This is a genomic window from Streptomyces sp. BF23-19 (assembly GCF_041106355.1).
Lineage (GTDB): Bacteria > Actinomycetota > Actinomycetes > Streptomycetales > Streptomycetaceae > Streptomyces > Streptomyces virginiae_A.
Map to the genome: position 1 here is coordinate 159,653 of NZ_JBGBPT010000004.1, position 14,316 is coordinate 173,968.

The following is a 14,316-nucleotide window of genomic DNA, read 5'->3' on the forward strand; positions in this document are numbered from 1 at the left end:
CAGGAACGGCGCCCGCGCCCGAAGGCATACGGTCGCCCCGCGGTCCGCTCGGGGTCGTGCTCGACGCGGCCCGGCGCCACCCGGTGGTCGTCGCCACCGTCCTCGCCGGGCTGCTGCACGTCGTCTGGTTCTTCTGCTTCGCCAACAGCGGCGGCGACCTGGCCGCGCAGGACGCCTGGGCCGAGTTCGTCGGCCGCCATCCCGACTCGGCGTACAACCTCGCCTGGTACGGCGGCATGCACCCCGTCTCGTACAGCGTGGTCTCGCCGTACCTCATGCACATGCTCGGCGTCCGGACCACGATGATGATCGCCGGCACCGTCTCGGCCGGGCTGCTCGCGCTGATCCTGACCCGCTGCCGCGGGGCCGTGCGCGAGCCCCTGTGGCCCGCGCTCGCCGGTGTCTACGGGCTGCTCTGCAACGCCCTCTCGGGCCGCGTCACCTTCGGCCTCGGCGTGATGTTCGCGCTCGGCGCCGTCGCCGCCGTCTTCTGCTGGCCCCGCAAATGGGCCGAGCGGCGCTGGGCCAAGGCCGCGGTGGCGGCCCCGCTGGCCGGCCTCGCGACCGCCGCCAGCCCCGTCGCCGGGCTCTTCCTCGGGGTGATCGCGGCCGCGCTGTTCCTGAGCGGGCGGCGCCCGGGCGCGTACGCGCTGGGGCTGGCCCCGGTGGCCGTGGTGGGGTTGTCGGCGTGGCTGTTCCCGTTCTCGGGGACGCAGCCGATGAAGATCGGCTCGGCGGGGCTGCCGTTCGTGTTCGGGCTGCTGATCGTGTTCCTCGTACCGAGGCGGTGGAAGACCGTCCGGATCGCCTCGGCCGTCTACGCCCTCGGGGTCTTCCTCACCTGGGCGATCGACTCCCAGGTCGGCTCGAACGTCACCCGCATGGTGATGCTGTTCGGCGGGGTCGCGCTGCTCGCCGCCCTCCCGTACGCGCTGCCGCGCTCGCGGCGCTGGTACGCGGTGCTGCTGGCCTTCGTCGGGCTGAACGCCTGGATCACCACCAACAGCGTCACCGACATCGTCCGCACCACCCCGCTGGCCGCCTGGAGCCGGGAGCTGGCCCCGCTCGTCGACCAGCTGCAGAAGGCGGGCGCAGACCGGGGCCGGGTCGAGGTGGTGCCGGTCAGCAGCCACCGGGAGTCCTCCGCCTTCCCCTCGTACGTGAACCTCGCGCGCGGCTGGAACCGGCAGGCGGACCTGGAGCGCAACCCGCTCTTCTACGACGACACCCTCAGCGCCGACAGCTACCGGGCCTGGCTGGAGCGCTGGGCCGTGCACTACGTGGTGCTGCCCGCCGACAAACCCGACTCGGGCGGGGAGGACGAGGCGAAGCTGGTGCGCGCGGGGCTCCCGTACCTCCAGCAGGTGTGGGGCGACGCGAACTGGCAGCTCTTCAAGGTCGACGGCCCCACCGACCTGGTGGCAGGGCCGGCGACCGTGGTGCGGGCGAGCGCCGACCAGCTGGTCGTCGACGTGAAGCAGCCCGGACGGGTGCTCGTGCGGATCCCGCACTCGCCGTGGCTGGGGCTGGTGGACGCGGCGGGCAAGCCCGTACCGCCGCCGCAGGAGACCTTCGCCTCCAAGGCGCGGGGCGGGAGCGGGGACGGCGGCGCGCTGCGCAAGCAGTACGCGAACACGGCGGGATGCCTCTTCAAGGCCGCTCCGGACGACACCGGGGACGTGTGGACGGAGCTGCTGGCGCCGGCGCCGGGGGAGTACCGGGTGGCGGCGAAGTACCAGCTGCCGCGGGGGACGCCCTGCCCGGAGGACCTGGTGCACCAGACGCTGGGCCAGCCGAAGCGTCCGGCTCCGCCGCGTCCTTGATCGGGTCCGTGATCGACGCTCTTGATCGGCATTCTTTACCCGCCGGTCCAGGTGCGTTGGTCCGTATATGTGCATACGATCCCAGTAGTCCGATTGGGTGCTTCCCGAAGGAGTTGACGACGGGATGAACAAAGAGCAGAAGCGGGATGTCCGGGCGGCCATCGCGAAAGCGCAGGAGCAGGCGCAACCGCCGCGCGCTCCGGGACACGGCTTCAGCGGTCCGGTACGGAGCAAGGTCAAGGGCGGCCTGCACACGAAGGCCGCGCTCAAGCGGGCCGGGACTCCGCAGGGCGACCGTATCGGCGAACGCAGCAGTGGCCTGAGCTGACCGTGATGGCACAGCCCTTCCGGCCCACGCCGGAAGGGCTTCGTGCACTCCGTCGCTATCCGGCCTGAGCCGGTGCGATCCGGCCGGATCCCGCCGGTCACCCGCCGGGGCTCGCGCATTACCGTGACGTGACCATGAACGACACGCAGCGCGACGAGCGGCTGCGGCCGCGCTCGCGGCTGCCTGCCTGGACCTCCACCCTGACCTGGAAGGCCACGGTCTTCATCACCCTCATGTGCTGCGGGCTCGCGGCACTGCTGGGCTGCCTCGTGCACGGCGCCATGACCCGCCAGACCGTGGGCTCGGCCCGGGAGAAGGCGCTGACCCGGCTGGAACGGACCATCGAGGCCTACGAGACCGGCGCGCGCATGCCGCGCGGCGAGGGCATCGACCCGCCGGGCCTGCCCCCGGAGCTGCGCGCCCTGGCCGTCGGCGGCCGGCGAGGCACGGTCGTCGGCACGCACCGGGGCCGGCCCGTGATGTGGGCGGCCGGGCCCGCCGCCCACGGCGGCGCGATAGCCGTCTCCGTGGACTTCCGCGCCGGCGAGCGGACCATCGCCGAACTGGACCGGGCCATCCTCGGCTCCTCGGGGCTCGCCATCGGCGGCACCCTCCTCATCGGCGCGTTCGTCGTCACCCGGATCACCCGGCGGCTGCACCTGACCGCGCAGGTGGCCCGCCGGATCAGCGCCGGCGACCTGGACGCGCGCGTCGCCGACAGCACGCGCAGCAAGGACGAGGTGGCGGCGGTCTCCCGGGCCCTGGACACCATGGCCGCGTCGCTGCAGGGCAAGCTCGAAGCGGAACAGCGGTTCACCGCCGATGTCGCCCACGAGCTCCGCACCCCGCTGACCGGCCTGAACGCGGCCGCCGAGCTCCTGCCGCCGGGCCGCCCGGCCGAACTCGTACGGGACCGGGTGCAGGCGATGCGCTCGCTGACCGAGGACCTGCTGGAGATCTCCCGGCTGGAGACGCGCAGCGAACGCCTGGAAGTGGACTCGCACGACCTGGCCGACCTGGCGGCGCGCACGATCCGTGCCTCGGGCACCGACACGGCCCTGGAGGTGCGGGGCGCGCGCGGCTCCCTGCGGGTGGACACGGACCGGCGGCGCCTGGAGCGAATCCTGGGCAACCTCGTGGCCAACGCCCACCACCACGGCGCGGCCCCGGTCACGCTCACGGTCGACGACCGGACCCTGACCGTGACGGACTCGGGCCCCGGCTATCCGGACTACCTGCTGACCACCGGCCCGCAGCGGTTCCGTACCGAGGGCACGAACAAGGGCCACGGGCTGGGCCTGACCATCGCCGTCGGCCAGGCCCGGGCCCTCGGCGCCACCCTCACCTTCCGCAACCGGGAGGCGGGCGGCGCCGAGGCCCGCGTCACGCTCCCAGGGCCCGCAGCACCGGGAGCAACTGCGCCTCCTCACCGTCGAGATGAGCCTCCAGCTCCCGGCTCATCCGCTCCACCCGCTCGCTGAACCCGGCGCCGGGTGCGTCCAGGGCGCGTACCAGCTCCGCCTGGAGGTGGGCGATGGTGGCGTGCTCGACGCCGATCCGGCGGAAGAACTCCCGCATGTGCGGATGCTGTTGCTCCAGGTGCGGGAAGAGGCCGGCGTCCTCGCTCCGGTGGTGGAACTCCAGCGAATGGCAGAACGCGAGGCAGTGCTGGCGCAGTTGCAGCCCGAGCGAGGCCGCCCCGGCGCCGCTCGGCTCCTCGCGCGCGAGTTCCCGTACGAGGGCCAGCTGAGCCCGCAGCCAGCCGTGCACGTCGAGCAGTTTCCCGGCGATCCCGCCCTCCTGGGACGGGACCTCGTACGTGCGCTGGAGCGCGACGACGGGGATCACCCGCCGGGTGCGCGCCTGGTACTCGCCGTACCCGGGCTCCGCGCGGACGATCCGCGCGAACAACTCGTCCCGCCGGGCCCCTTCGGCGGGGACGGCGACGGCCTCGTACTCCTCGGTCCCGGTCTCGACCTGGACGAGGGGCAGCGCGAGCAGGTTGTGGTACCAGGCGGGATGCCGGTCTGCCCCGGCGGCGGACGCGACGACGAGCAGCTCCCCGTCGCCTCGGGCGAACCCGAGCGGAACGGTGCGCGGCTTCCCGGACCTGGCGCCGGTGGTGGTGAGCAGGATCAGCTCGGAACCTTCGAAGGGTCCGCCGACCTGGCCGGCGTTCGCCCTGAACTCTTCGATGACGGTGTGATTGAACGATGACACGGAGTGTGGTCTTCCTCACGGTGTGTGCGTGCGAGAGCAGCGGAACAACCGAGGAAGATCACCCGTAGCCGGTGGCGTACATGCCCATGGGCCCGGTCCTTCGACAACAGGTGCCTGCCCAACCACCGCCCGGCCCACATCTCAGTAGGCGGCGTCACGCGACACGTGCGCCATGTAACCACAACGCGAAGAGGCCCCGCGATCGATATCGACCGCGCGGCCTCGTCCGTGCCCTCGGCAGGATTCGAACCTGCGACACCGGCTTTAGGAGAGCCGTGCTCTATCCCCTGAGCTACGAAGGCGGGCCTTGCGTGCAAGGTCCGGAGCCGCCACGAGGGCAACCCAGGGACAGCGTAGCGGATCAGGCAGAGGCTCTGCGGCTCAGTTCTCGGGGGAGCGGGTGCCGCCGCAGGACCGGCGGATTCCGGGCAATGTCCCTGCCTACCGCGGTGTCGGCGGCGCCGCATCGCCGGCGGTGCGGGGGCCTTGGATAGGATTTCCGGATGACCACACCCGCAGGCCTCAGTTCCGTCGCGCTGCGGCTCGACCGGCCCGTCGGGGCGCAGCGGATGCCCGCTCCCGGCGAGGCGCTGGTGCGGTTCGTGGACGCCGCGACGCAGGCCCCCTTCGCGGAGCGCCTCGCGCCCGACGTGCTCGACGCGGCCGAGCGCCGCCGGGCCGACCGGTTCGTCCGCCCCCAGGACCGCGGCTCCTATCTCGTCGCGCACGTGGCGCTGAGGCTGCTGCTGGGATCCCTCCTCGACACCGCGCCGCAGGCTCTGGCGATGACCCGCGACGCCTGCCCCGAGTGCGGCGGCCCGGACGGGCGGCCGGTCCTCGTGGGCGGTCGCGCCCACTTCTCCCTGTCGCACAGCCGTGACGCGGTCTTCGTGGCCTGCGCCTCCACGCCGGTAGGGGTGGACGTGGAGGCCCTGCCGGCGCCGCGCGTGGTGGCGCAGAGCGAGGAGTTCTTCCACCCCGACGAGAGCGCCGAACTGGCAGCGCTCCCCGAGGCCGAGCGCCCCGCGGCGTTCGCCCGCCTGTGGGCGCGCAAGGAGGCCCACCTCAAGGGCACCGGAGCGGGACTCGGCCACGACGGCCACCGGAACTACCTGGGAACCGGTCCGGCCGCCGACTCCGTCCGCCCGCACTGGTCCCTCACCGATCTGCCGGCCCCCGAGGGCTACGCCGCCGCGCTCGCGCTGCGCGCCCCCTCGGCGAACTGGCGCTGAGGCCCGGTCGACCGGGAACTCATGTACTGAGTGTCCGTCAACATCCCCTCTCTGGTAGTTGTTTCAGCGGGGTACGGGCGCAGGCCCGTAGCGGTGTCCCTTCGGCGCCGCAGGGAGGACGTACATGAGCACCACCACTCGGGACGAGGATCTCGCCGTCGAGCAGCGCGCCGTCGACCACGCGTACGACTGCTACACCGCGCGCCTGGCCGAGATGAGCGGCACCTCGGCGGCCACGGCCTCGGCGAGCGGCAAGGACGGGATCGCCAACCGGCTCGAAGCGGAGTCCCGCGCCGCCTCGTACGGCGGCCTCGGCGACGAGGCCCTGGTGTTCGCCCGGGTCGACGCGCCGGAGGGACCGGGTGAGGAGCCCCGCCCCTGGTACGTCGGACGGCGGGTCGTGTGGGACGCCGCCAACGAGCCGGTGGTGCTGCAGTGGACCAGCCCCCTGGCGCGGAAGTGGCTGGACGCCCGGCCCGAGTGCCCCGGTGAGGTGACGCTGCGGCGCCAACTGCGCTGTGTTCAGCGGATCGTCGAGGGCTACTTCGACGACATCGCCCCGCCGGCCGCCGCTCCCGTGCCGGAACCGCTTCCGGCACCCGTACCCGTACCGGAACCCGTACCCGTGTCCCCGACCGTTCCGGAGCCCCGGCCGGCGGCCCCGACCCCTGGCGACATCGTCCACCGGCAGCGCCGAAAGACCGTTCAGCCCGACGACTTCCTGCTGCGCGAACTCCAGCGGTCGCGCAGCGGCCGCATGCGCGACATCGTCGAGACGATCCGCCGCGACCAGATGGAGCTGGTCACCGGTGCTCCCTCCGACATCCTCGTCGTACAGGGCGGACCGGGCACCGGTAAGTCCGCGGTCGGTCTCCACCGCGTGACCTGGCTCGTCAACAACGACCACTTCAAGGCCCAGGACATCCTGGTGATCGGCCCCCACCAGCGGTTCCTCGACTACGTCGGCCAGGTCCTGCCCACCCTCGGCACCCGGGACGTCAACGCCGTCCAGCTGAACCGCCTGTGGGACGGCGAGATACTCGCCGCCGATTCCCCGCAGGCGCGACTCGTGAAGTCCGACGAACGCATGGCGGCCGTCCTGCGCCGCCGCGTGGAGAACGACTACCGTCCCGAGGCACTCGACGACCTCGTCGTCGCGCCCTCCTTCGAAGGCGACGAGCCCGCGATCGTCGTCCCCGCCGGCAGTACGACGCTGCGCATCCCCCGGTCCGAGGTCCTCGCCCTCCTCGACCAGGCGCACGAGGGCGACAGCCCCTACCGGGAGCGCCGCGACCGCTTCCGCGGCCTCCTCGTCGACCGTCTCCTGCAAGAGCTCTCCGACATCGCACCTCGGCGCGGGCAGGCCGGTACGATCCGCCGCGACCTGGAGCGCAACCGCAGGGTCGAGCGCCTCATCGAACGCGTCTGGCCGTCCCCGGGCGCCAGGGAAGCCCTGCGTACCCTCTACGACTCGCCCGACCTCCTGCACGCCTGCGCCGACGGCATCCTCGACGAGGCGGAGCGGACGGCCCTGCTGCGGCCCCGCGCCGCCAGCGCCGACGCCGATCCCTGGACCCTCGACGACCACGTCTGCCTCGAAGAGCTCCGGGTCCTCATCAGCGGGGAGACCCCGAGCCGCTACGGGCACATCGTCGCCGACGAGGCCCAGGACCTCACGCCCATGCAGGCCCGAGCCCTGCGGCGGCGCTGCGCCGTGGGCGGCTCCATGACCGTCCTGGGCGACCTCGCGCAGGCGACGGGGCCCCACATCCCGGTGAGTTGGGACCGGCTCGGCACGGTCCTGTCCGACCACGGCGACTGGCGGGTGGCCGAGCTCAACACCAGCTACCGCGTGCCCGCCGAGATCATGGAGTTCGTCGCCCCCCTCGCCCGGGAGATCGCGCCGACCCTGCCCTACCCGCAGGCCGTGCGCGAGGCGGGCGGGGACGCCGTACGGACGGTGGCGACCGAGCCGTGGAAGCTCCTCGACGACACGGTCACCCATGTGACGCGCCTCGTGGGCACCAGTGACGGGAACACCCTCCGCTCCGTGGCCGTCATCGTCCCCGACGACTCGGACTGGCTCGACGCGATCGGCCGCAGGATCGACGAGGGCGACGCCATCGGCGCGCAGCACCGCGCGGCCGTCTCCGTGCTGGCCGCCACCCAGGCCAAGGGCATGGAGTACGACCACGTCCTGGTCATCGAGCCCGCCACCATCGCCGACCGAGGCCCCGCGGGCCTGCGGCAGCTGTACGTGGCCCTGACCCGCAGCACCCAGAGCCTGACCGTCCTGCACACCGCCCCGCTGCCGGACGTACTCACGAGCGCCGGGGACGGCTCCGGGACTCCGGCGCCCGAGGCCACGGCGGAGACGGCAGTGGAGACGGAGGCAGAGGTGGAGGTGGCCGTGACCCGGCTTCCGCGGATCGGGGCCGACGTGCGGGTCGAGGTCGTGGACCAGGCCCCGGGCGGCCGCTACAAGGTCAAGTCCCTCACCCCCGGCTTCGACCGTCCCCTCGTCCTCACCGTCCGCCACGGATCCGTTCCCCCGCGGCGGGGCGAGAAGCTGGACTGCTGGGTGTTCGCGAACGAGACGAACCAGACGGTCCTCACCTCCGACCAGCGCGGCCGGTCGCCCGTCTCGCCGAGGATGGCGGGGCGCTACCTCGCGGCACTGGACGTGCTCCGGGAGCTGACCGAGAGCGACGCGGACGTGCCCGACGCCCGCGGCCGGCTCTCCGAGTTGCAGGGGATGGCCAACCGCGTCCTTCGCAGGGACCAGGCCGACTGGGTCGACGTGCTCCACCTGTTCGACTCTCCCGACAGGGACCGGCTGGGCGTTCTGCGCGACCTCGCCGCGAGCGCCAACCGCGCCCTCAAGGAAGGCACCTTCGACCCCGCCCGGCTCCAGGAACAGCTGACGGCCTCGGGCTGGGCGGACACCCTGGCCGAGGCGCGCCGGGCACTCCAGGAACGCTTCGCCCCGGACGCGCAACCGGACGCGGACGCCGCCCCGGTCCCCGACGACGCGACCACCGCAGCCGCAGCCACGGCCGCAGTCCCCGCCCCCACCCCACCGCAGCCCGAGCAGAAGGACGTAGAGCAGATGACCCTCGCGGAAGTCGCGGAAGACACGACCGCGCCGGCCTCGACCACGAAGGACGGCTTCCTGCGCGCGCTGGAGGCGTCGGCCGAAGCCGACCGGACGTGCAAGAAGCACGAGGCGGTCCGCCACGCCCTGAAGTCGTCCCTCTTGTGGGCCGACCTCCAGCCGACCGACTCGCCGGTCGTCGACGTCAGCTGCGTCACCGGGCAAGGGCTCTTCCTCTACGAGGCGTTGGGCGCCGGCCGCTCGTCGTACGCGGACCTCCGCTCGGGCGCCACCCGCCTGCTGGAGATCAACCACACTCTGCCCATGCCCGCCGACAGCCTCTACCTGGTCCTCTCCGAACCCCCGGCCGAGGACTGGTCGGCGGACACCGTCCGCGATGTCTTCGGCGTCCACGTCATCTGGCGAAGCCCCGAAGGGTGGGGCGGCAAGGACACCGACATCGCGCTGGGACAGCCCCCGCAGGGCTGACGAGGAGCCGACCGCACCGTGAACACCGGCCAGGTTCGCGAAGGCCGCCGGGACGACCGTCCTGTTCTCCGCCGAAGAGGCGTATCCGAGCGCCTACTGGGCGGCGACCCGTAGGGGGAGGCTCGTCGAGGAGCTGACGGGCCGGCCGCCGGGACGGGGCGGCCCCGGCCGGTGGTGGTGGTACCGGCGGCCGGATCCCGTCCCGTGGGCAGAGGCCTGGGCCTGAGCCCTACAGCTCGGCGACGGCCTCCAGGGGGCTCAGGGCCGACGCGTGGCGGGCCGGGAGGGCTGCCGCCGACACGCCCGTGGCCAGGGAGATCAGGCAGACGAGGAGCAGCGTGCCCCAGGGGAGGGCCAGGGAGTAGTCCTTGAGCGCGCCGTTGGTCAGGGCGCCGACCGTCCAGGCTCCGAACAGGCCGGACGCCAGCCCCAGCAGGGTGCCGAAGGCGGCCACGGTCAGGGATTCGAGGCGGATCATCCGGCGGATGCCGGCGCGGTCCATGCCGATGGCGCGCAGGACGCCGATCTCGCGGGTGCGGTCCGACACCGACATGGCCAGCGTGTTCATGATGCCGAGGGTGGCGATCACGCCGCCGATGGCGAGCAGGCCGTACGTCAGGGTCAGCAGGGTGCCCAGGGCGCCGGCGGCCGCCTGGACGAGTTCGTGGCGGTCCTGGACCTGGAGCAGGGGGTTGTTGCCGGTGGCGGTCCGCAGGCGGTCCTTCGTGGCACCGCCGTCGGAACCGCTGTCCGCGCGGACGAGGACGCGCTGGACGGAGCCGGCGGCGAGGGCCTTCTCCTGGACCTCGGTGCGGGCGCCCAGGGCGTCCTGGGCGGTGGGGTTGTCCTCGTAGACGCCGACGACCGTGTACGGGGTGAGGTCCGTGCCGGGCCCGCCGATCCGGGCGTCGATCCGGTCGCCGGCGCTCACACCGTTCTCGCGGGCGAGCGTGCGGGAGAGGGCGATGCGGCCCGGTCCGAGGTCCTTCAGGGAGCCGCTGACGAAGTCCAGCTTCATGACGGACAGGGCGGCGGCCGGGTCGACCCCGGAGATCTGGCGGACGCCACCGCCGATGAACAGCGTGGAGTCGCAGACGGCGGTCGCCGTCCGCACGCCGGGGGTGGCGGATACCCGCTGCACGGCGGCCGGGTCGATGCCGGCCGACGAGGTGTGGGTGCTGATCACGTAGTCGGCGCCGAGGCCCGCGGCGGCCTGGCGGTCGAGGGCCTGCCCGGTCGAGTGGCCGATGACGGAGAGTCCGGCGACCAGGGCCGTGCTGACCATCAACGCGGAGGCGGTGGCGGCGGTGCGCCGCGGGTCGCGCAGCGCGTTGCGGTGGGCGAGGTGGCCGGTGATTCCGAGGCGGCCGGTCAGCCGGCCGGTCAGCCGGAGTACGGGGACGGCGAGCAGCGGCGCCAGCAGGATCACGGCGACGACGAGGAGGGCGCAGCCGAACATCGCGCTCCGCAGGTTCTCCTCGGAGGCGTCCTTCACGCCCGCGAGCGACAGCAGCAGTCCGGCGCCGAGGGCGAGCAGCAGGGCACCGGCCGCGCCGCGGACCCGGGACGCGGCGACGGTGGGCGGCTGTTCGGCCGCGCGCATGGCCTCGACCGGTGCGATCCGGGCGGCCTTGCGGGACGGCAGCCACGCGGCGAGCACGGTGACCCCCACCCCGACGGCGAGCGCGGCCATCACCGGGAGCGGTCCGATCACCAGGGGGCCGCGGGGCAGCGCCTCCCCGGTGGTGCTCAGGATCCGCGGCAGTACGGAGGCGATCCCGAGGCCCGCGAGGAAACCGAGGCCCGAGGCGGCGAGCCCGAGGAGGACGGCCTCCCACAGGAGGGAACGGACGACCTGGCGGCGCGTGGCACCGATCGCGCGCAGCAGGGCGATCTCACGGGTGCGCCGGGCGACGAGCATGGTGAAGGTGTTGACGATGAGGAACGACCCGATGAAGAGGGCGACTCCGGCGAAGACCAGCGACAGCTTCTCGTTGCCGCGGGTGAGTGTGTCGACGAGGACGGCCTGCTGGGCGGCCTGGGCGGTGCCGGTGGTGGCCTCGGCCCGGTCGGGGGGGAGCAGGGCGGCGACCCGGCGGGAGAGTTCGGCCTCGTCGGTGCCGGGTACGGCGGACAGGTCGATCGAGGTGTAGCGGCCCGGGGAGACGAACAGCTGTTGGGCGGTGGCCTTGTCGAAGACGGCGAGGGTGCCGCCGGCCGTCACCCGGGTGTCCCGGGTGGTGACGATGCCGACGAGCCGCTTCGTCATGACCGGGCCGTCCGTCGCCAGGGTGATCTCGTCGCCGATACGGAACCGGCCGGCGGCGGCGGTGCCGCTGTCCACGGCGATCTCCGTGCTGTCGCGGGGTGCCCGGCCCTCGGTCAGCGGATGGCGGCTGTCCTTGCCGTCGGCGCCGGGGACGTAGGCGGCCGCCCGGTGCGCCCAGATCCGGCCGGTGCGCAGCGGGGAGCCGTCCGAGGCGTTCAGGGTGGCCAGGCCGTCCGCGGCCGGCCGTACGGCGGCGACGCCGGGCAACCCGGCCAGCTTGCGGGCGAGTTCGTCGTCGAGCACGGTGGCGTGCTCGTCCGCGACGGACCCGGCGGACGCGGCGGACGCGGCGGACCCGGCGGACCCGGACGCTCCGGGGGCGCCGGGCGGGGGGTCCTTCGGGGTCACGGTGACCGCGATGTCGGCGTAGTCCTTGGACACGGCGGCCCGGTGGGCGGCGGTGGAGGAGTCCGCGAAGACGAGGGTGCCGGAGACGAAGGCGACGCCGAGGGTGACGGCGAGCACCGTCATCAGCAGCCGGGCCTTGTGCGCCAGGACGTTGCGCAGGGCTGTTTTCAGCATGGGTGAGTGGCTTCCGGAGATGTGGGGCGTGGGGCGTGGGCCGTCGGGCGTGGGCCGTGCGGCCCACGGGCGGCGGGACGGGGGAGGGTCAGCTCGTGCGTGCGCGGGTGTCGAGCTGCTTCATCCGGTCCAGCACCCGATCCGGGGTGGGCCGCAGCATCTCGTCGACCAGCCGGCCGTCGGAGAGGAAGACGACGCGGTCGGCGAAGCCGGCGGCGACCGGGTCGTGGGTCACCATCACCACGGTCCGGCCCAGTTCGCGTACGGAGTCGCGCAGGAAGCCGAGGACCTCGGCCCCGGCCCGGGAGTCGAGGTTGCCGGTGGGTTCGTCGCCGAAGACGATCGCGGGCCGGGTGATCAGCGCCCGGGCCACCGCGACGCGCTGCTGCTGCCCGCCGGAGAGCTGTCCGGGCCGGTGGTCGAGGCGCCGGTCCAGGCCGACCATGGACACCACGCGGTCCAGCCACTCCCGGTCCGGGCGGCGTCCGGCGATGGACAGCGGCAGGGTGATGTTCTCCAGCGCCGTCAGGGTGGGCAGCAGGTTGAACGCCTGGAAGATGAAGCCGATCCGGTCCCGGCGCAGCTCGGTGAGCTGCCGGTCGCCCAGGGTGCCCAGCTCGGTGGTGCCGATGCGGACGGAGCCCGAGCTGACGGGGTCGAGGCCCGCGGCGCAGTGCATGAGGGTGGATTTGCCGCAGCCGGAAGGACCCATGATCGCGGTGAACTCGGCCTCCCGGAAGGAGACGCTGACCCGGTCCAGTGCCACCACGCGGGTGTCGCCGCTGCCGTAGACCTTCGACAGCTCGGTGGTGGAGGCCGCGACACCGGGCGTCGGGCGGGGGGAGGACGGGTCGGCGGTCACAGGGACTCCACTTCGGGCGCGGTGGGAAAGGGGTGCACGCCGAAGGGTGTCGGGGGGACGTATCAGGGGCGGGGCCGCCGTGTATCGGCTTCCGCGCCGTCCCGCGGCAGTCGTGCGTCGGTCGGTGGGGGCGGGAGCCGCAGGGTGGCGACCGCGCCGCCGTCCGGAGCGTTGTCCAGGCGCAGTTCGGCGCCGAGCACCCGGGCCTGGCCCAGTGCGATGGTCAGGCCGAGGCCGTGTCCCGTGCCCCGTTCCGCGGCGCCCGTACGGAAGCGGCGCGGGCCGTCGAGCAGCAGGTCGGCGGGGAAGCCGGGGCCGTGGTCGCGGACGACGACGGTCAGGCCCTCGACGGTGACCCGCACCGGGGTACGTCCGTGCCGGTGCGCGTTGATGACGAGGTTGCCGACGATCCGCTCCAGGCGGCGCGGGTCGGTCTCCACGTGCTCCACGTGCTCCGCGGTCTCCACGTGCTCCGCGGCCTCCACATGCTCCACGTGCTCCGCGGCCGGTGACCCGGTGACGGCGACCTCCGTGTCCAGGCCGGTACGGGCCACCGCTTCGGCGACCACCGCGGCCAGCGGGACCCGGGCGCGCACCGGCGCCTCCGCGCCCGCGTCCAGCCGGGAGATCTCCAGCAGGTCCTCGACCAGGCCGCGCAGGTCCCGTACGCGGGCCCGCAGCAGGTCCTCCGTCTCGCCGGGCGGCAACAGGTCGGTGGCGGCCAGCAGGCCGCCGACGGGGGTGCGCAGCTCGTGGGCCACGTCCGCCGTGAACTGCCGCTCGATGCGCAGCCGTCGGCCGAGACTGTCGGCCATGAGGTCGACGGTCGCGGCGATGTCGGTCACCTCGTCGCGGCCCCTGGCGGGGCCCAGGGCGGGGCCGGTACGGGCGTCGAGGTCCCCGCCGGAGATGCGGGCCGCGGTCTCGGCGACCCGGCGCAACCGGCGGGCGATGAGAGCGGCTCCGTAGACCGCCAGGGGCAGCGCGGCGGCGAGCGAGACGAGCGAGGCCACCGCCATGCTCGCGTCGAGGCGGCGCAGGTCGTGGAGTTGCGGGCTCATGTTGATCCGGACGGCCAGTACGGGGCTGCCCGGGCCGCCGACCCGCTGGGCGCCCCAGACGCTCGGCCCGAGGTTCCCCTCGATGCGCCCGTCGTAGGCCACCCGCCGGTCGGCGCCGGCCGGGTGGCGCAGGGCGGCGGGCAGTTCGGCCGGATCGAGCTCGGCGCCGCCCGCCGGCGTTCCGGTGCGGCGGTAGACGTCCATGGCGGAGTACACCGTGTTGGTGGCGTCCATCTCGGCCCGGCTGCGGATGTCCATCGCGGTCCACACGTGGACGAGGACGCCCACCGCCAGGGCGACCAGGCAGGCCGTGGCGGCCGCCAGCGCGGCGATCTTCCAGCGCAGGGGCACACGGG

Annotated in this window: 9 protein-coding genes and 1 tRNA gene; 5 read left to right on the forward strand and 5 right to left on the reverse strand. The window is 73.7% G+C overall.

The genetic code is table 11. The features are described 5' to 3' along the window. Nucleotides 1–56 precede the first annotated feature (56 nt). The 3 genes from AB8A24_RS04130 to AB8A24_RS04140 all read left to right on the forward strand — a co-directional run bounded on the left by AB8A24_RS04130 (nt 57) and on the right by AB8A24_RS04140 (nt 3,632). Entirely contained in the window at nt 57–1,823 is a 1,767-nt protein-coding gene (locus AB8A24_RS04130; protein ID WP_328965941.1) for an MFS transporter, read from the forward strand. 124 nt (nt 1,824–1,947) lie between these two features. After that, a complete protein-coding gene (locus AB8A24_RS04135) occupies nt 1,948–2,151 on the forward strand; it encodes a hypothetical protein (protein WP_202506911.1) in 204 nt (67 codons plus the stop codon). Between the two features lie 134 nt (nt 2,152–2,285). Continuing rightward, nucleotides 2,286–3,632 (forward strand): ATP-binding protein, encoded by a 1,347-nt coding sequence (locus tag AB8A24_RS04140; protein WP_328962917.1) that lies wholly within the window; start codon nt 2,286–2,288, stop codon nt 3,630–3,632. Here AB8A24_RS04140 and AB8A24_RS04145 read toward each other — a convergent pair. Together AB8A24_RS04145 and AB8A24_RS04150 are read right to left on the reverse strand one after the other, a co-directional pair. After that, entirely contained in the window at nt 3,535–4,371 is an 837-nt protein-coding gene (locus AB8A24_RS04145) for a nitroreductase/quinone reductase family protein (protein WP_369474734.1), read from the reverse strand. The genes AB8A24_RS04140 and AB8A24_RS04145 overlap by 98 nt on opposite strands. A 229-nt stretch (nt 4,372–4,600) precedes the next feature. Beyond that, nucleotides 4,601–4,673 (reverse strand) — tRNA-Arg (locus AB8A24_RS04150). Between the two features lie 201 nt (nt 4,674–4,874). Here AB8A24_RS04150 and AB8A24_RS04155 point away from each other — a divergent pair. Both AB8A24_RS04155 and AB8A24_RS04160 read left to right on the forward strand, forming a co-directional pair. Continuing rightward, a complete protein-coding gene (locus AB8A24_RS04155; protein ID WP_369474736.1) occupies nt 4,875–5,603 on the forward strand; it encodes a 4'-phosphopantetheinyl transferase superfamily protein in 729 nt (242 codons plus the stop codon). A gap of 124 nt (nt 5,604–5,727) precedes the next feature. Beyond that, the gene (locus tag AB8A24_RS04160; protein ID WP_369474737.1) at nt 5,728–9,186 is read left to right on the forward strand and encodes an ATP-binding domain-containing protein; all 3,459 of its coding nucleotides are present in this window, start codon (nt 5,728–5,730) and stop codon (nt 9,184–9,186) included. Nucleotides 9,187–9,415: 229 nt separating this feature from the next. Here AB8A24_RS04160 and AB8A24_RS04165 read toward each other — a convergent pair whose 3' ends face one another. The 3 genes from AB8A24_RS04165 to AB8A24_RS04175 form a co-directional block, all read right to left on the reverse strand. After that, a complete protein-coding gene (locus AB8A24_RS04165; RefSeq protein WP_369474739.1) occupies nt 9,416–12,037 on the reverse strand; it encodes an ABC transporter permease in 2,622 nt (873 codons plus the stop codon). An 88-nt stretch (nt 12,038–12,125) separates the two neighbouring features. Next, nucleotides 12,126–12,899: an ABC transporter ATP-binding protein gene (locus AB8A24_RS04170; RefSeq protein WP_369474741.1), complete on the reverse strand. Its 774-nt coding sequence runs from the start codon at nt 12,897–12,899 to the stop codon at nt 12,126–12,128. A gap of 62 nt (nt 12,900–12,961) precedes the next feature. Next, nucleotides 12,962–14,311, reverse strand: coding sequence for a sensor histidine kinase (locus AB8A24_RS04175; protein ID WP_369474743.1), 1,350 nt, complete (start codon nt 14,309–14,311; stop codon nt 12,962–12,964). Nucleotides 14,312–14,316: the final 5 nt, after the last annotated feature.